Origin of the sequence: Brevibacillus massiliensis (genome assembly GCF_000311785.1) — a bacterium.
In the GTDB taxonomy this organism is placed as follows: Bacteria; Bacillota; Bacilli; order Brevibacillales; family Brevibacillaceae; genus Brevibacillus_C; species Brevibacillus_C massiliensis.
In genome coordinates, this window is the sequence record NZ_HE978543.1 from 206,026 (window position 1) to 222,827 (window position 16,802).

General features: G+C 55.7%; 18 protein-coding genes. All 18 read right to left on the minus strand.

Annotated elements, in window-relative coordinates:
* Positions 1-53: 53 nt before the first annotated feature.
* A complete protein-coding gene (locus HGBM_RS17780; protein WP_019122434.1) occupies positions 54-665 on the minus strand; it encodes a zf-HC2 domain-containing protein in 612 nt (203 codons plus the stop codon).
* Positions 662-1,255 (minus strand): RNA polymerase sigma factor, encoded by a 594-nt coding sequence (locus tag HGBM_RS17785; protein ID WP_019122435.1) that lies wholly within the window; start codon positions 1,253-1,255, stop codon positions 662-664. Before HGBM_RS17785 ends, HGBM_RS17780 begins: the two co-directional genes overlap by 4 nt.
* A 153-nt stretch (positions 1,256-1,408) precedes the next feature.
* A complete protein-coding gene (locus HGBM_RS17795) occupies positions 1,409-2,527 on the minus strand; it encodes an amidohydrolase family protein (RefSeq protein WP_019122437.1) in 1,119 nt (372 codons plus the stop codon).
* 350 nt (positions 2,528-2,877) lie between these two features.
* Complete coding sequence (gene aroA, locus HGBM_RS17800; protein WP_019122438.1) at positions 2,878-4,170, minus strand: 3-phosphoshikimate 1-carboxyvinyltransferase; 1,293 nt, start codon at positions 4,168-4,170, stop codon at positions 2,878-2,880.
* Between the two features lie 38 nt (positions 4,171-4,208).
* Entirely contained in the window at positions 4,209-5,309 is a 1,101-nt protein-coding gene (locus HGBM_RS17805) for a prephenate dehydrogenase (RefSeq protein WP_019122439.1), read from the minus strand.
* A gap of 71 nt (positions 5,310-5,380) precedes the next feature.
* Positions 5,381-6,478 carry a histidinol-phosphate transaminase gene (gene hisC / locus HGBM_RS17810; RefSeq protein ID WP_019122440.1) on the minus strand — a complete coding sequence of 366 codons (1,098 nt, stop codon included), beginning with the start codon at positions 6,476-6,478 and terminating at the stop codon, positions 5,381-5,383.
* Between the two features lie 30 nt (positions 6,479-6,508).
* Positions 6,509-7,327, minus strand: a complete 819-nt coding sequence (gene trpA / locus HGBM_RS17815; protein WP_019122441.1) for a tryptophan synthase subunit alpha — start codon at positions 7,325-7,327, stop codon at positions 6,509-6,511.
* Complete coding sequence (trpB, locus tag HGBM_RS17820; RefSeq protein ID WP_019122442.1) at positions 7,324-8,553, minus strand: tryptophan synthase subunit beta; 1,230 nt, start codon at positions 8,551-8,553, stop codon at positions 7,324-7,326. The genes trpA and trpB overlap by 4 nt, the downstream gene beginning before the upstream one ends.
* A complete protein-coding gene (locus HGBM_RS17825; RefSeq protein ID WP_019122443.1) occupies positions 8,531-9,184 on the minus strand; it encodes a phosphoribosylanthranilate isomerase in 654 nt (217 codons plus the stop codon). The genes trpB and HGBM_RS17825 overlap by 23 nt, the downstream gene beginning before the upstream one ends.
* Positions 9,181-9,990, minus strand: a complete 810-nt coding sequence (gene trpC / locus HGBM_RS17830) for an indole-3-glycerol phosphate synthase TrpC (protein WP_019122444.1) — start codon at positions 9,988-9,990, stop codon at positions 9,181-9,183. Before trpC ends, HGBM_RS17825 begins: the two co-directional genes overlap by 4 nt.
* On the minus strand, positions 9,980-11,005 hold the full coding sequence (gene trpD / locus HGBM_RS17835; RefSeq protein WP_019122445.1) for an anthranilate phosphoribosyltransferase: 1,026 nt from the start codon (positions 11,003-11,005) through the stop codon (positions 9,980-9,982). Before trpD ends, trpC begins: the two co-directional genes overlap by 11 nt.
* A gap of 385 nt (positions 11,006-11,390) precedes the next feature.
* Positions 11,391-11,762, minus strand: coding sequence for a chorismate mutase (gene aroH / locus HGBM_RS17840; protein ID WP_019122446.1), 372 nt, complete (start codon positions 11,760-11,762; stop codon positions 11,391-11,393).
* 4 nt (positions 11,763-11,766) lie between these two features.
* Positions 11,767-12,867: a 3-dehydroquinate synthase gene (gene aroB, locus HGBM_RS17845; protein WP_019122447.1), complete on the minus strand. Its 1,101-nt coding sequence runs from the start codon at positions 12,865-12,867 to the stop codon at positions 11,767-11,769.
* Positions 12,868-14,028 carry a chorismate synthase gene (gene aroC / locus HGBM_RS17850; protein WP_019122448.1) on the minus strand — a complete coding sequence of 387 codons (1,161 nt, stop codon included), beginning with the start codon at positions 14,026-14,028 and terminating at the stop codon, positions 12,868-12,870.
* Positions 14,029-14,191: 163 nt separating this feature from the next.
* A complete protein-coding gene (locus tag HGBM_RS31125) occupies positions 14,192-14,359 on the minus strand; it encodes a hypothetical protein (RefSeq protein ID WP_019122449.1) in 168 nt (55 codons plus the stop codon).
* A 72-nt stretch (positions 14,360-14,431) separates the two neighbouring features.
* Positions 14,432-15,214, minus strand: a complete 783-nt coding sequence (locus HGBM_RS17860; RefSeq protein ID WP_019122450.1) for a CheR family methyltransferase — start codon at positions 15,212-15,214, stop codon at positions 14,432-14,434.
* An 89-nt stretch (positions 15,215-15,303) separates the two neighbouring features.
* Positions 15,304-15,747: a nucleoside-diphosphate kinase gene (gene ndk, locus HGBM_RS17865; protein ID WP_019122451.1), complete on the minus strand. Its 444-nt coding sequence runs from the start codon at positions 15,745-15,747 to the stop codon at positions 15,304-15,306.
* Positions 15,748-15,835: 88 nt separating this feature from the next.
* A complete protein-coding gene (locus HGBM_RS17870) occupies positions 15,836-16,801 on the minus strand; it encodes a polyprenyl synthetase family protein (protein ID WP_019122452.1) in 966 nt (321 codons plus the stop codon).
* Position 16,802 lies beyond the last annotated feature (1 nt).

Consider the following 16,802-nt stretch of genomic DNA (forward strand, 5'->3'; position numbering starts at 1 on the left):
CTCGTTTTGGGCAAAGCAGAAAAAAGACCGTCCCAAGACGGTCTTGCCTTTTCCTAAGCTCTCGTCATCCAGCTCAATCCGATAACGGTTATAAGTATACCAAAGATGCCTAGAATCAGTCCATAGTTTGGCCCCACACCCGTTTCAAAATCCGCGTTGTAGACAAACTTGTCGGTGGCGGCCACTTCTTGCTTGCTCGTAGTCTCCGCGCCTGAAGAGAACTTCACCAGGCCCTGTGTCGTCTCGTTGGCAGCTGCAATCACCTCAGGCTTGGACGGCACGAGCGAACCTGCCGCGATCGGTTTGTCCGAGGTGTTGTTATAGAGGGAAAACACGGATAACGTCAGCAAAAGTATGGCCACGCTGGCACCGATCCGCCGCATCCTCGCCGTCAGCGTAAACACTTTCCGGCCAATGGGAATGGCCCACTTTTCTTCGGACATGATCCGGGCCATGACGGCGTCGACGATCGACCTCGACGGCTTTACGTTGGCGTACTGCTGCTTGTCGGCCTGAATCCACCTTCCGCTTTCCGCCCAAACGCGGAATTCAGACCGGCAGGAGTCGCATTCGGCCAGGTGTTGATCGATTCGGCGCCGCGTCACCTCCGGCAGCAAATGATCCGTGTATTCCGTTAGCTTTTCACGGGCTTCTTGACATTTCATCGTTTATTCATCCCTTCGGCTTCTTCCAAATACGGTTCCATCATGTAGGACTCCAATTGGCTTTTAATACTTTGACGAGCTCGAAACAACAAGGATTTTACGGAACTGACGGTCAGGTCGAGTATCGTGGCAATCTCGCTGTAGTCCATCTGCTCGTACTCGCGCAAAATAAGTGCAGACCGCTGTTTTTCCGGGAGATTGTTGATTGCTCGACGCACCAGTAATTCCCGCTCCGTCCGCAAAAGCTGCTGTTCTGGCAGGCGCTCAAAAGAGGCAATCGGAACCTGCATGGTATCTTCCAGGTATACTTCTGCATTTCGGCTTTTACGCAGTTCACTCAATACAGTATTGCGGGCAATCGTGTAAAGCCATGTTGAAAATGTCGCCTCTTCGTCCCGGAAGGAATGGATACTCCGATACGCTTTATAGAAAGTCTCCTGACAAATGTCTTCGGACATATGTTCCAAGTTGGCTTGCCTTAGCATATGTAAAACGAATGCTAGTATTTTCTTTTCATAGCGTCGGATTAATTCTGCATAAAGTTCGAGGTTGCCTTCTTTAATTTCACGAATTAACTGGGAGTCGGTCATTAACAGGTTTACCCCCCTTAGCGATTCCGAAACCCCAGCGCCATTTCTATCATCTTAGACCGCTGAGGTTGCCAAAAGTTGCGCAGTAGTACAATCCCTTTTTTTCTCTTTTTTTCGACGAAATCCTCCATGAAAAAACCCCCAGAATCGGGGTCAAATGGAAAATTTATATAAGGACAATTTCTGCAAGTAGTTTCCTGTTCCAACCGCATCAGTGTATTTTCCGAGTTGGTACAACCATTTTCCTTTTGACATGACATATGTTGGAAAACAGTGTTCATCAAATTTTAGAATAGTTCCAGTTGAAAAATTTGTCAACCACTTATCTTTTTCGATCAGAATAAGATCCGCGTCAGCCCCGGCTGCAAGGCACCCTTTTTGCGGATAGCAGCCAAAGGCCTTGGCGATATTTGTCGACGACATTCGGACGAGCAAGCTTAAGAGCTCCGCCGGAGAACGCGCTCCTTTTCCAGTTGGGAAGCTCCAATCGTCCGCCGGACATATCGCCGGAAGGAATGAGTACCAGTCCTGAAGCAGACGGTCCAGCTCTCTCATCTCCTGCACGTTGGAGAGCTGTGCGATTCGATAGAACACATCCTGAAATTCATCCTGAAGCGGCTCGGCTCCCTTGATGCACGTCCTTACTTTCCCATATAAACAGGCAACTGTCCAGAGGCGTATGAGCTCGCTGCGCTCCCGAACGGACAGCGCCGCTTCTTCCGGTATGTGCAGGTGAACCGCAAGTCGGCTCTGGCTGATCGACGGATAGAGCGAATCCCAATTGATCTCGGCAGCTTCACGCACCGAGCGGAGCGTCACCTCATACAGAAAAAAGCCCCTGCTTCGCAGGCGACGCAGCGTGTCTGCTGTAAAAGCATCCGCCGTAAGCTGCAGGCGCACGGAATAATCGATCGGACTGTTGTAGTGGCGAGCAAGCTGGTACACGACCTGTGCTTCATCCATCCACGACTCAACGCGGATTGTATCGATAAAGCAGGTGGTTCCCCGCCTGATGAGAGAGGCGAGCTGCCGCCGGTATTCCTCCAGGGGCAAAAAGCGGCCGGCTCCCATTCTGGGAAGCGAGATGAACCCGGGCAGTACGTAGTAACCGGTCGCATCGAAGACCTCCGTCTTGCCATGGTCCGTCCGTTTTTTGAGCCTGTCCTTGGCGACGCGGCGAATCTGTCCTTGCTCGATCCAGATATCCGCTTCTTTCGTTCCAAATCCGGTAACAAGTGTTCCACCTCGAATGATCAGGGGTTTGGTACCCATGCTTGTCCCTCCCTTCTTCAGTAAAAACTTATGAAGACGGTGGGACAAAAAGACACGCAGAACGAAAAAAAAGCGTTTTCTCTCACGTCTGTGCTGTACTGCTTCCAGAATGAAAAAGACCGCCGAAACGCTTGAAAGCGCATTCAATCGGCGGTAGCACAACCGTGCTTTTGTAATATTTGGATAGGAGTGGAGAGAAACCATACTGTAATTTAAATTATATCCATCTTTCTACGCTTGTCAAACAATTTTTTCATTTTTGCCCGTATTTTTCTGCGGGCCAGTCTCAAAAACAAAAGAGTGAAAAACGGGCTGTTCCGCTTCTCACTCTTTTTGGTTTTTCACGACGACTACGAATGGGCAGGTTTGCTGATCGAAGCCAACAACTCGGCAAAGCCCGGAAAGGAGACGTTAATCGCTTCCGCATTGGCAACCGTCGTCTCTCCCTCGGCTGCCAACCCGGCAATGGCCATCGCCATGCCGATGCGGTGGTCTCCCATGCTGTCGATGGCCGCACCCGTCAATTTCGTGTTTCCTTCGATCACCATGCCGTCCTCTGTGGGCGTCACCTTCGCCCCAAACTTCGTCAACTGGCTTACAACCGTAGCGATGCGGTCCGTCTCTTTTACCTTCAGCTCGGCCGCGTCACGGATGATCGTCTGTCCGCTCGCCTGCGTCGCCATCACAGCGATGACGGGAATTTCGTCAATCAACCTGGGGATCAGATCTCCCTCGATCACGGTGCCGCTCAGCTGGGAGTGATACACATGCAAATCAGCCACCGGCTCTTCGTTCAAGACGCGTTCGCCTACGATCTCGATCCGGCCGCCCATCGCCTTCACCACATCGATGATCCCGGTGCGCGTCGGATTGATCCCTACCTGTTCGATCACCAGTGAACTGCCGGGAACCATCATCACAGCCGCAATCAGGAAAGCAGCGGAAGAAATGTCACCAGGTACGGTAATGGCCCGGCCCTTCAGGGTCTGCCCGCCGCTCACGGAAACCCGCGTGCCTTCTGTCTTGACCTCGACCCCAAAAGCCCGCAGCATCCGCTCTGTATGGTCCCTTGAGGTGTGGGGTTCTTCTACGGTGGTCGTTCCCTTTGCCTGCAGTCCCGCCAGCAGAATGGCCGACTTGATCTGGGCGCTAGCCACTGGAGACTGGTAGTGAATCCCCGTCAATTCTTGGCCGCGGATCGATAAAGGCGTGAACTCGCCATTCTTGCGGCCGTCGATTTTCGCCCCCATTTCGCGGAGCGGACCGACGACCCGGCGCATTGGACGCTTGGCGATCGATTCGTCTCCCTCGATCACCGTGTGGAAGGGCTGAGTGGACAAAATCCCCGTGAGTAAGCGAATCGTCGTACCGGAGTTGCCGACGTCCAGTTTTCGCTCCGGTTCTTCCAACCCCCACCAGCCTTTTCCGTGAACAGTCACCTGATCGCCGGATTGCACGATGTCAATTCCCATCCGCCGGAAGCAGTCAATGGTGCTTAAACAGTCGGCGCCCGCCAAAAAACCGCTGATCTGTGTCGTTCCCTCAGCGAGTGCGCCAAACATGACCGCCCGGTGGGAGATGGACTTGTCCCCCGGCACCCTGACGGTTCCTTCTATCTTGTCTGCCTTCTGTACACGCAGCACGCTCCCACTCCTCTTCTCTGTGTTAAAAAAGGCCTGCTTCATCCTCTGCGATACACATTGTAGTCAAAGAAGTGAAGCAGTTCTTCCCCTTTTTCCATTTCCGCCTCGCTGCGGAAGGTGATTTTCAGCACCCCGAAGATATCTTCGCGCGTCTCCAAGATCTCGATGTTGGTAATGCTGATCTGTTTTGCCCCGAGCAGAGTGGTAATCCTGCCGATCTCTCCGGGGTGGTCGGGGATGTCCAGATAAAGATCGTAGAGCGGCGGCAGGGCACCTTTCTTGCGCTCCGGCAGTTGGTCCCGGAAATCGCGCGCGCTGCGGAAAAAGTTTTCGATCTCTTCCGCTTCTCCGGCCTCCACCAACCTCATGATGCGATCCAATTCCGCCCGCCAGTCCGCAGCGATTTTGAGCAGATGATCGCGATTGTTCAGCAATATGTCCCGCCACATCCGCGGATTGCTGGATGCGATCCGCGTTATGTCGCGGAATCCCCCGGCAGCCAGGCGGTAGTACCAGTCGTTGCCCTCATTGTACCGGGAGACCTGGTTTACCAGCGCGGAAGCTATGATATGGGGGAAGTGACTGACCGCTCCAACCACTTGATCGTGTTCGGCGGGGTCCATTACGACCACCTTCGCCCGGGTGTAAGACAGGATATGCGCCAGCCGCTCTACCTCATGGGCCGGGACATCGGCACCTGGGGTCAAAACGTAAAACGCATTTTCAAACAAGCGCTCGGATGCTGCCTCGACCCCTGATTTGTGCGAGCCGGCCATTGGATGGCCGCCGATAAAAGTGATCTGTTTGTCGGTCAGGGCTTGTGCATAGCGGACCACCTTGCTCTTCGTACTGCCGACGTCCGTTACGATCGCCCCTGCTTTCAGCTCTAATTCGACCAGCCTGTCAATCAGCCTGTATATCTGTTCAACAGGTGCCGCTATGATGATGACATCCGCGTCTCGCACCGCCGTCTGCAAATCCGTCGTTCCGGCATGGATGACGCCGCCCGTCAGTGCTTTGTCCAGGTAATCCTGGCGAACGTCAAAGCCGATCAGACGGAAATCGGGATTTTCTTTCAGCGCCAGAGCCACCGACCCGCCGATCAAGCCAACGCCAAGAACGGCGATTGTAGTTTTCATCTCCACGTTCCTCTTTCCAGAATTGGTAGTGTAATCCGTTCAGAAATCATAGCTGTCATCTGCAGGCAGGATTATTGCGGCATCGCTTCCGTGACGACTTCTTCCAAAGCGGCCAACAGCTTTTCGTTCTGCTCCGCCGTTCCGACGGTGATCCGCTGGTATCCCGGGAAGCCGAGCGCGCTGCCTGAGCGCACGATAATTCCTTTTCGCAGCAGCTTGTTGAACACTTCCGTGGAATCCTGCTTCAGGTCGACCAGGATAAAGTTGGTCTGCGAAGGGTAATACTTCAGACCCCACTGGTCAAACTTATCGGTGAGCTGCCCCAGCCCCTGGCGGTTTTTCTCCCGGCAGTTTGCGACGAACTCCTGATCGGCCAGAGCAGCGCGCGCCGCAGCTTGAGACAGGCTGCCTGTGTTGAACGGCTCGCGGACGTGGTTCAGGTCGGAAATGATCTTTTCCGCAGCGACGCCGTACCCGACCCGGAGCGAAGCCAAACCGTATATCTTGGAGAACGTCCGCAGAATGATCAGGTTGGGGTGCGCCGCGAGCATGGGAATCGTCTGCGGGTACTCCGGCGCGACGACGTACTCGTAATAGGCTTCGTCCATGACGACCAGCACATCGCTCGGCACCTTTTTCAGAAACGCTGTCAGTTCCGCCTCCGTCACAATCGTCCCGGTGGGGTTGTTGGGATTGCAGACCCAGACGACACGGGTTTTATCGTTAATGGCCGCAGCCATGGCCTCCAGATCGTGCACGCCGTCTTTGAGCGGCACTTCGATCAGTTCGGTACCCTCGATGATCGCATTGGAACGATATTGGGAAAAAGTCGGGGTCGCCATCACCGTATTGGTATCTTCCCCCAGATAGGCGCGGGCGATCATCAGAATGATCTCATCCGACCCGTTGCCAAAGATCAGTTGATCCGGTTTTACGCCCAAAAAATCGGCAACTTCCCAGCGGAGCTCCATGCTTCCCCCGTCCGGGTACACGGCCAGGTCGTCCAGTCCCGCCGCAATTGCCGCTTTCGCTTTTGGCGAACAGCCGTACGGATTTTCGTTTGACGCCAATTTAATCACTTCCGTCAGGCCCAACTCCCGCTTGACCTCATCGATCGGTTTGCCCGGTTGGTAGACGGGTGCATCCAGTATTCGCTCTTTCGGTCTCATGACCTTATCACTCCAAACAGGTTTTTCCTGTTATTTTAACGCACTTGATAATGTTTGTACAAATGTTTTTACTTTCGCAATTCCTTCCTCCACCGTTTCCGGCTTTTCCAGAAGCGGCAGATTCCGTTCGATTTCCTTGACAATCGCGCTGCCGACGATGACACCTTCAGCGTGCCGGGCCACTTCTCGCACCTGATCCGGCGTCGAAATGCCAAACCCTACGCCAAGCGGAACGCTGGTGCAAGACCTCACCCGCTTGAGGAACGGGACCAGGTTGGAATTCAGCCCGCTGCGCGTCCCCGTAACGCCGAGTGAAGAGACACAATAGAGAAAACCGCTCGCCTGTTCGCCGATCATGGCGATCCGCTGATCAGACGTCGGCGCGACCAGGGAGATCAGGTGAAGTCCGTTTTGATTCGCCGCCGCCAGCGCTTCCTGATTTTCCTCATACGGCAAGTCAGGGATGATGATGCCATCCCCGCCGCACTCAGCCAAGCGCTCAAACAAGCGACCGACGCCGTACTGCAGCACCGGGTTGTAATAGGTGAACAGGACAAGCGGAATCGTAACCCCTGAATCCCGCAGCTCTTTTATCACCTCAAGCACGTGCTGGATCGTCGTCCCCGCCTGCAAGGCGCGCTGGGAAGCCCGTTGAATGACCGGACCGTCGGCAAGCGGATCTGAATAGGGAACGCCGAGCTCGATCAAGTCCGCCCCGCCTTCGATAAGCGCGTGGATGAGCCGGACACTGGTACCAAGAGACGGATCGCCCGTCGTAATAAACGGGATAAACCGCTTTTTCTCCCGCTCGGCAAACAGTTCGTCAATGCGATTCTTCACACCACTCATGCTCCGGTCCCCCCTTGCCCGCCGGCGTCCAGTCTCGTTTGCAGCGTCGCGACATCTTTGTCCCCGCGGCCGGACAGACAGATCACGATGACCTGCTCTTTCGGCAGCGTCGGAGCCAGTTTGACGACTTCGGCCACAGCGTGGGCACTCTCCAAAGCGGGGATGATCCCCTCCGTCCGGCAGAGCAGCTGCAGGGCCTCGAGCGCTTCCGAATCGGTCACGGATGCGTAGTGAACGCGCCCCGTGTCCTTCAAGTAGGCATGCTCCGGTCCTACGCCGGGGTAGTCGAGTCCGGCGGAGATGGAGTGCGCTTCCTGCACCTGCCCGTACTCATCCTGCAGCAGATAGGTCAAGGCACCGTGGATGACGCCCGGCCTGCCCAGTGTCAGGGTGGCGGCGTGTTTGTCAGTAGACAGCCCGTGACCGGCCGCTTCTACGCCGCGAAGCCTGACATCGTCGTGGATGAACGGATAAAACATGCCCATCGCGTTGCTGCCGCCGCCGACACATGCGACCACCTCATCCGGCAGCCGGCCGATTTGCTCCAGGATCTGTTCGCGCGTCTCTTCGCCGATGATCTTCTGGAATTCCCGCACCATGTAGGGATAAGGGTGCGGTCCGACGACAGAACCGATGATGTAAAACGTCTCGTCCACATTTGTCACCCAGTAGCGAATCGCTTCATTGGTCGCGTCTTTCAGCGTTCGGGTGCCCGTTGTCGCCGGAATGACTTCCGCGCCGAGAAGCCGCATCCGAAAGACGTTCAACTCTTGCCGCTTGATGTCTTCTTCGCCCATAAAAACCTTGCACTCAAGCCCGAGCTGTGCCGCTACTGTCGCGCTGGCGACGCCGTGCTGGCCCGCGCCGGTCTCGGCGATCACCTTCTTCTTCCCCATCCGCTTTGCCAAGAGACCTTGTCCGAGCGCGTTGTTCAGCTTATGGGCACCGGTGTGGTTCAAATCTTCCCGCTTGAGGTATATCTGCGCCCCGCCCAGCGCCTCTGTCAGCCTCCGCGCGTGGTAGAGCGGTGTCGGTCTGCCGGCGTAGCGCTGCAGCAGGTGGTGCAGCTCCGATACGAACTGCGGGTCGCTCACTGCTTCCGCAAACGCGCTCTCCAGTTCCGTCAGTGCCGACATCAGCGTCTCCGGCACGTACTTGCCGCCAAACCGGCCGTAGCGCCCTGCCGAATCGGGCACTGATGTCTCAGTTCCTGCTCTGCCTGTCATACTCCCTCACCCTTTCTAACAGTTGCGTTATCTTGCCGTGGTCTTTTTGTCCGTCCGTTTCCACACCGCTGGAAATGTCAATCGCTTCCGGCCGGTAACCTTCCAGCAGCTCTCCCAGGTTGTCCAGGTGAATGCCGCCCGCCACAAAAAACGGCGTGTCTCCCGCCAGCTTCCGCAGCCGGGGAATCTCCGTCCAGGCAAACCGTTTTCCCGTTCCGCCGGCCAGCTTCTGATCGTGCGTGTCAAACAGAAACGCATCCACCTGCGGACGGTACGACTCAAGCTCGTCGGAAAGCTCTTTTCCTTCCCCGATGCTGATCGCCTTCCAGACCTGAAGGGAAAACCGCTTGCGCACGTTCGCACAGAAATCAGGCGACTCCTGGCCGTGCAGTTGAATGACCTGAAGCGGGGCTACACTTAGCACCCGCTCCAGTTCTGTCAGCGTCGGATTGACAAACACCCCGACAGCGGCGGGATGTTCAGGGACTTGCCGAAGCATTTCACCTGCCGCCTCTGCGGTAACTTGTCGCCGGCTTTTGGCAAAGACAAAGCCGACGTAGTCTGCGCGGCTTCGGGCAAGCAGTTCCAGTGTTTCAACACGGGTGATCCCGCAGATCTTCACTCTTGTCATTGCCGACTCTCCTGACTTGTACCCGTTTTGCTGCCAACCAAATCGATCACGGCCCCTGTCACATCCGCCTGCCGCATGAAATGCTCTCCCACCAGGACGGCCCGCGCTCCCGCCCGATGAACGAAGTCAATGTCAGCAGGAGTGGAGATCCCGCTCTCGCTCACGACCGGGATCCCGGCCGGTACAGCCGAGATGAGCTCTTCTGTGACCTTCAGGGTGGTGTCAAAGGTTCGCAAGTTGCGGTTGTTGATGCCAAGCAGCGCCGGTTTGATGACGCCGAGCACTTGCTCCAATTCGGCGCGATCGTGGACTTCCACCAAAGCATCCATCCCGAAGGACTCGGCCACCTGGGCGTAGTCGCGCAATTGGTGCGGATCCAGGATCGCCGCGATGAGCAGAATGCAATCGGCGCCATACGCCCTGGCCTCGACGATTTGCAATTCGTCAATGATGAAATCTTTGCGCAGGATTGGCACGTCAACGACAGACCGCACCCGCTGCAAGTACTCAAGACTGCCTTGGAAATACTGCTCGTCTGTCAGGACGGACATCGCTTCCACTCCTGCGGCAGCATAGCAGCCGGCGAGCTTCTCCGGATCGAAATCGGGGCGAATCAGCCCTTTGGACGGCGAGGCTTTTTTAATTTCGGCGATCACACTGACGGGGCGCGGGCTCTCGATCAACGCACGGGAAAACCCGCGGGGGGCCGCCATTTGTTTCGCTTGTTGGTATAATCCGAATGTATCTGTATTTGCCTTTAATCTGGCGACTTCTTCCCGCTTGCTTTCCACGATTTTATGAAGCATCCATCAAACCTCCCGCTATCTCCCTGATCTGTCTCAATTTTTTCATGACCTCTCCACTGTCAATCAACTCGGCTGCGCGAATGACACCGTGGCCAATCGACGCGGCCTGATCAGCCAGATATAGAATCGCGCCGGCATTGAGCAGGACGATATCACGCGCCGCGCCGCGTTTTCCGGAGAATACGTCTTCGATGATTGCGGCATTGTAGGCAGCGTCTCCGCCGCGAATCTCATCAATCGTGCGCCGCTCCAGACCTAACTCTTCCGGATTTACCTCGTAGCTGCGAATTTCTCCATCTTTCAGTTCCGTAACCCAGCTTTTCCCTGTAATGGTTAATTCGTCCAATCCGTCCTCACCCGCAACGATGAGCGCCCGCTCCACGTTCAGTTCGCGAAGCGCCTCGGCCACGACGGACAGCAAGCTGGCATCGTAGATGCCCATCAGCTGGCGTTTTGCCCCCGCGGGGTTGGTGAGCGGCCCCAGCAGGTTGAACACGGTACGCACGGCCAGTTCTTTTCGCGGGGCTGCCGCGTGTTTCATCGCCTGATGGTACAGCGGCGCAAACAAAAAGCAAAGGTTGGTCTCGACCAAGCAGGATACCGCGGTCTCCGGAGACATCATAATCGGGATGCCCAGAGCTTCCAGCACGTCAGCGCTGCCGCTCTTGCTGGAGACGGCGCGGTTGCCGTGTTTGGCAATCCTCGCTCCGCCGCTCGCAGCGACAATCGCCGCCGCTGTCGAGATGTTAAACGTATTGCTGCCGTCGCCGCCTGTTCCGCAAGCGTCGATCAATCCCTCGCCGGGAAGCGGCAGCCGCAGTGCCCGCTCCCGCATCGCCTGGGCAAATCCGATAACCTCCTCGACCTGCTCCCCTTTCATCCGCAAAGCTGCCAGAAAGGCGCCGATCTGTGCGGCGGTCGCTTTTCCGTCCATGATCATACCCATCGCCTCACGGGCGGTCTCACGATCCAGATGTTCCTTTTTGATCAATTTCTCCAGCGTTACTGGCAGCATGGGGATACCTCCTCTACGGCTAAGAATGGATTTCTCGAGTACCTGTCAATGAGCCTTTCCATGATGGGCAGCGATCGCAAACGAGCGGGGGGAAGGGAGTGACGCAATACTGACAGTTTCGCCCTTGGATCTAAAGGAAAATACAACATAGAAATGACACCTCTCCTGTAATGGAGAAGAGGAAGGAAGGAAAATAGCAAAAAAATCCAGGAAGAGTCCTGGATTTTAGATGTACAAATAGACACCTGTCTCAGCTCTTCTCTTCTCATCGACTCTCTTCTCTTCTTGCTTACTCTCTGCTCTGCTGTAACGAACGTGATTCTGCAATACAGTCTACATAACTCTACTTAACTAGTTTCAACTCTATAGCAGAATGCCGCGAATGTCAACCGCGATTTGTCAAATCAGGACGGAGCCTGACCGCTTCCCGCAGAAAGACGTGCTTGATCTCGCGCTGTCCCTTGTCTGTATTGACATGCATCATCACGCGGATACAGCGAGGGAGGCTGCCGACGACCGGTATCTCCCGTGCGCACATCAGCGGGACGTACTCCCATCCGGGTATCTGTCGCGCAGCCTGGGCCGGGAAGACGGCGTCCAGATCCTGTGTCGTCGTTAAAATGACGCTGGCCACATCGTCGGCCTCCACCTGGTTTAACCGAATCATTTCCCTCAACAGTTCCAAAGTGGCGGAAACCATATCTTCCGCGCTGTTTTTTTCAACGGTGATTGCTCCCCTTATCCCCCGTACCTTCATCACTTTACTCCTCCATCGCCGCTTTCATTACCTGCAATACCAGATCCGGATCAACATTCCTTACGATTTCGACTTTTCCGATGGCTTGCGGCAGCACCAGCACAAGCTGTCCGCCGACGCCTTTCTTGTCCCGCCCCATTGCGGTTAACACTTCTTCCGGATCGATCCCGGCAGGCCATTTTGTCGGCAGACCGTACAGCTCAAGCACCCGTTTCGTCTGATCGGCTACACCTTGCCCGGCCATGCCCATCCGCTCCGCCAGGCGGGCAGCCAGAACCATCCCGATCGAAATCGCCTCTCCGTGGTTTAAACCGCTGTATGCCGACAGCGATTCGAAGGCGTGCCCAAAGGTGTGTCCCAGGTTTAAGCAGGCGCGCATGCCCTGCTCCGTTTCATCTGCGGCGACCACACTCGCTTTGATCGCGCAGCCACGTTCGATTGCCTGGGCCAGCAGGTCGGGCGCCAGCCGATTTAACGGCTCCGCATTCCGCTCCAGCCATTCGACGAACGCTTCATCTGCGATCAGGCCGTGCTTGATGATCTCGGCAAAACCCGCAGCGATCTCGCGCCTGGGCAGAGTGGAGAGTGTTCCCGTATCGTAGACGACCATGAGCGGCTGATGAAACGCGCCGATCATGTTTTTCCCCAGCGGGTGGTTGACAGCCACTTTGCCGCCGACTGAGCTGTCGTGAGCGAGCAGTGTCGTCGGCACCTGCACAAACGGGATGCCGCGCATAAAGGTAGCCGCGACAAATCCCGCCAGATCGCCGATTACGCCGCCGCCCAGGGCGATGACGACCGATTTGCGGTCCAGTCCCGCTTCGATGGCGGTGGTCATCACCTGTTCGTAGACGGCAAGGCGCTTCGCCTGCTCCCCCGCTTCTACTACCGCCTGGACGGCCTTGTAGCCGCCCGCCGCCAGTTGATCGCAGAGCGGCTGCACATAATGCTTGGCGACATTCGTATCCGTGACGACGAGCAGCTTGCTTGAGCTGCTGACCCCCCTTTCGGCGAGCAGTGCGGAAATCTGCTGCAGCAAGCCTTCGCCAATCAGGATCGGATAGCTTCGCTCCCCTAATTCAACAGTAAGTTTCCGTGGTTCCATTTAGAATCGCTCCGTATACTCACGGTATTTTCGCACGTTTTCCAGCATGTCATCCAGCGAGTCGCTGTCGAACTTTTCACATAATGCACGGGCAATCTCCCAAGCGACGACGGCCTCGGCCACGACGCTGGCTGCGGGCACCGCACAGCTGTCTGAGCGCTCGATGCTGGCGCTGAACGGCTCTTTATTGTCGATATCCACACTCATCAACGGCTTGTACAGCGTGGGAATCGGCTTCATGACGCCCCGGACGACAACCGGCATCCCTGTCGTCATGCCGCCCTCCAGCCCCCCGGCGCGATTGGTCCGCCGCCGATAGCCGGTCTCAGCCTGCCAGGTGATCTCATCGTGGACCTGCGATCCCGGCAATTCCGCAGCCTTGAATCCGATCCCGATCTCTACGCCCTTGAACGCCTGGATGCTCATCACTGCCTGGGCCAACCGGCCGTCCAGTTTGCGGTCCCACTGTACGTGGCTGCCAAGGCCGATCGGCACGCCTTCGACGATGACCTCCACGACTCCGCCGATCGAGTCACCCTCTTCCTTGGCTTTGTCAATGGCGGCGATCATCTTGGCTTCCGCCTCTTTGTCAACGCAGCGAACCGGTGACGCTTCCGTGATCGCGATCAATTCATCCAGCGGCAGGTCGACTCGCTCTGCCTTCACTCCGCCAATCTCCAGTACCTGGCCGGCCACCTTGATTCCGAACTGTTCCAGCAGCTGGCGGGCAACTGCCCCGACGGCGACGCGGATGGTCGTCTCCCTGGCACTTGACCTTTCCAAAATGTTGCGCATATCACGCTGGTGGTATTTAATCGCCCCGTTTAAATCGGCGTGTCCAGGCCGGGGACGGGAAACTCTACGGCGATCTTCCCCCTCCTCCACAGGTGTCGGACTCATGATCGTCTGCCAGTGGGTCCAGTCCCTGTTCTCCACGACGAGCGTGATCGGGGCCCCTGTCGTCAGTCCATGGCGAACGCCGGACAGCACTTGTACCTGGTCTTTTTCGATCTGCATTCTGCGGCCGCGGCCGTGTCCTTTTTGTCTGCGTGCCAACTGCTCATTGATCTTTTCAATCGAGATGGGCAGGTTGCTTGGAATCCCTTCGATGATCGCGGTCAGCTGCGGACCATGCGACTCTCCTGCTGTTAGATATCTCATCTCTTTCTCCTCCTACCCTTTAGCACTTTTAAGCGATATAATATCATACCCTTACAGGGAAGGAAACCCATCCTCCCAAAAATTAAAGCTTCTCCATCACGGAGAAGCCGGCGAGAAACACATCGATCGGGTCTTCCCGAAGATGTGCGGTCGGTTGAAACAATTAACCATTATCTACAACAAGCATGCGGTCTTTAGACAGCGGGCGGTAAGGGTGGCTGCCAGCGATCAGATCGTCCAGCTGTGTCTCTTCCGTCCCCAGGATTTGGCCGCATTCCTGTAAAGTAATCAGTCCCCGACGGTAGGCTTCAATGACTTTGCGTTTATCCATGAACATCCTCCCAGAAACTTATTATTCCTATTTTGAAAAAATTCCCGGGAAAGTATACTTGTTTTTCCTGTTCTATTTCAATTTTCGGTAGAAAAACGTGTCTTCTGACTCGAATTGGTACTGCTGGGGTTGAAAAATTTGTTCGGTGCTGCCGACGAAGAGCGTCCCTCCCGGCCGCAGCGCCTTGCTGAACTTGTGGTACAGCTCGTGCTTCGCTTCATCGGTAAAGTAAATCATGACGTTGCGGCAAATGATCAAGTCAAACCCGCTGTCAAACGGATCCGCCAAGAGGTTGTGTTTTTTGAAGGTGACCGCATTCACAATCTCTGGAGAAATCTGATAAGTTATCCCGTCTTTGCGAAAGTACGACTGGACCAATTCCTTGGGGCACTCCTGCAGGGACCGTTCCAGGTAGATCCCCCGCTTCGCCTTGGCGATCGCCCCTTCGTCGATATCCGTGGCCATGATGCTGAAGTCCCTGAAGCTGTGCCGCTCGCGGAGCATCAGCATAGCCAGTGTATACGGCTCCTCTCCGGTGGAGCAGGCGGCGCTCCAGCACCTTAGCTTGCTTGACTCGCGGTACAGGCGCGGCAAAATTTTATTGGCCAGCACTTCCCAGCGGGCATAATTGCGAAAAAACTCCGATACGTTGATCGTCATGCGGTCGAGAAATTCTGCAAACAGATCGGAATCCTGGCTGAGAGCCTGAAAGTAATCGGCGAAGCTGGAAAAACCGCGCTTCACTCTCAGGCTGGTCAGGCGCCGTTTCATCTGGGCTTCCTTATATAACGCCAAATCGATGCCCGTCTTTTTTTTAATGTTGGCAATGAATTGAATAAAATCGAGATCATCCATCTGATGAGCCTCCTTACAGGTGCTGGGTCAGCTGTTTCCAGGCAAAAGAAAAAGGCCCTCCTGGAGCCTTTTTCCCGTTTTGGATGTCTTTAAACCCAGCGTTGGATCGTTTTTTCGAACGAAACGACTTCGGATTCAGAGAACCACAGACCGATCTCACGGGCAGCGCTCTCGGGCGAATCGGATCCATGGATGATGTTCATGCCTACGCTTACGGCAAAATCGCCGCGAATGGTGCCTGGAGCCGCATCCGCAGGATTGGTTTTTCCCATCATGTTGCGGGCCGTGCTGATTACGTTGTTGCCCTGCCAGACCATTGCAAATACCGGACCGGAAGTGATGAAGTCCACGAGTTCGCCAAAGAACGGGCGTTCCTTGTGCTCCGCGTAATGCTTCTCTGCCAGTTCGCGGCTGACCTGCATCAGTTTTGCTCCAACCAGTGTAAAGCCTTTTGCCTCAAATCGGGAGACGATCTCTCCGATCAAATTGCGCTGTACACCATCCGGTTTTACCATAATAAATGTTTTCTCCATGTGCTGCCTCCATCAAAGCTATGTATTTAAGTGATCACACCAACGAAAATTTTATCAAAGATTGCCCAGACAAGCAACCTGCCGGCGGTTAAAACTTGCGCTCGCCAATAAAGCCTGCGATCTCGATGAGCGACTTTTTCGTCGAGTTGTCAGGCAGGTCCCCGATGACAGCGCGGGCCCGGTTCAGGTAACGCTCCCCCAGCCGGCGGGCGTATTCGATGCCTTCGCCGCGTCTGATCAGTTCGATGGATTCGTCGATGTGCTCAAGTAGCCTCTCCTGCCTGATCCACGCCTGCAGCTGCCGCTGATTCGCTCCGCAGTAGGCTTCGTACAGCGCGGGCAAGGTGATATTGCCCTGGCGCAAATCGCTTCCCGCGGGTTTCCCCAATTGCTTCTCCGTACCGGTAAAATCGAGGATGTCATCGGTTATCTGGAAAGCCATGCCGACGTTGTACCCGTACAGGTACATCTGTCTCACCAGCTTCTCGCTGGCCTCGCAGGCAATCGCTCCGAGCTGGCAGCTGATGGCGATCAACAGGGCCGTCTTTCGCTTAATTCGCCGCAAGTAGTGGCGAAGGCCTTGATTCCAGTTGCCCAAAGCCCGCACCTGCTCGATCTCGCCTTTGGTCATCTCCAAAATCGCCTTTGACAGGATCTGGTGTATTTTCGGATTGGGCAGCTCTGCCGTAATCGCCAGCGCCCTGGCAAAAATATAGTCCCCCGTGTACATCGCGATGCGGTTGTCCCACTTCGCTTTTACGGTATCGCGGCCGCGCCGTTTGTCGGCATCGTCGATGACGTCGTCGTGAACGAGCGAGGCCATGTGGATCAACTCCAGGGGTACGGCCACTTTCTTCAAAACCTCCAGATCGTAGTTCCCCCATTTGCCGCCAAGCAAAACAAAGACGGGCCGTATCCGTTTGCCACCTGCCTTCAAGAGATGCGTGGACGTCTGATACAAGTCCCGCAGCCCGGTGTCAATCGCCCGCTCCAATTCTTTCTCGATGTACTGCACATCGCCCTTTAACTGTAAATAAATATCGACGAGGTTCATC

Excerpts from the sequence above, each read along its gene's own strand:
- ndk (WP_019122451.1), bottom strand. The coding sequence starts at position 15,747 with ATGGAGAAAACATTTATTATGGTAAAACCGGATGGTGTACAGCGCAAT.
- HGBM_RS17870 (WP_019122452.1), bottom strand. The coding sequence starts at position 16,801 with ATGAACCTCGTCGATATTTATTTACAGTTAAAGGGCGATGTGCAGTAC.
- trpC (WP_019122444.1), bottom strand. The coding sequence starts at position 9,990 with ATGCTTCATAAAATCGTGGAAAGCAAGCGGGAAGAAGTCGCCAGATTA.
- HGBM_RS17795 (WP_019122437.1), bottom strand. The coding sequence starts at position 2,527 with ATGGGTACCAAACCCCTGATCATTCGAGGTGGAACACTTGTTACCGGA.
- HGBM_RS17785 (WP_019122435.1), bottom strand. The coding sequence starts at position 1,255 with ATGACCGACTCCCAGTTAATTCGTGAAATTAAAGAAGGCAACCTCGAA.
- HGBM_RS17860 (WP_019122450.1), bottom strand. The coding sequence starts at position 15,214 with ATGGATGATCTCGATTTTATTCAATTCATTGCCAACATTAAAAAAAAG.
- HGBM_RS17780 (WP_019122434.1), bottom strand. The coding sequence starts at position 665 with ATGAAATGTCAAGAAGCCCGTGAAAAGCTAACGGAATACACGGATCAT.
- trpA (WP_019122441.1), bottom strand. The coding sequence starts at position 7,327 with ATGAGTGGTGTGAAGAATCGCATTGACGAACTGTTTGCCGAGCGGGAG.
- hisC (WP_019122440.1), bottom strand. The coding sequence starts at position 6,478 with ATGAGACCGAAAGAGCGAATACTGGATGCACCCGTCTACCAACCGGGC.
- HGBM_RS17825 (WP_019122443.1), bottom strand. The coding sequence starts at position 9,184 with ATGACAAGAGTGAAGATCTGCGGGATCACCCGTGTTGAAACACTGGAA.
- aroB (WP_019122447.1), bottom strand. The coding sequence starts at position 12,867 with ATGGAACCACGGAAACTTACTGTTGAATTAGGGGAGCGAAGCTATCCG.
- HGBM_RS17805 (WP_019122439.1), bottom strand. The coding sequence starts at position 5,309 with ATGAAAACTACAATCGCCGTTCTTGGCGTTGGCTTGATCGGCGGGTCG.
- aroH (WP_019122446.1), bottom strand. The coding sequence starts at position 11,762 with ATGAAGGTACGGGGGATAAGGGGAGCAATCACCGTTGAAAAAAACAGC.
- trpB (WP_019122442.1), bottom strand. The coding sequence starts at position 8,553 with ATGACAGGCAGAGCAGGAACTGAGACATCAGTGCCCGATTCGGCAGGG.
- aroC (WP_019122448.1), bottom strand. The coding sequence starts at position 14,028 with ATGAGATATCTAACAGCAGGAGAGTCGCATGGTCCGCAGCTGACCGCG.
- HGBM_RS31125 (WP_019122449.1), bottom strand. The coding sequence starts at position 14,359 with ATGGATAAACGCAAAGTCATTGAAGCCTACCGTCGGGGACTGATTACT.
- trpD (WP_019122445.1), bottom strand. The coding sequence starts at position 11,005 with ATGCTGCCAGTAACGCTGGAGAAATTGATCAAAAAGGAACATCTGGAT.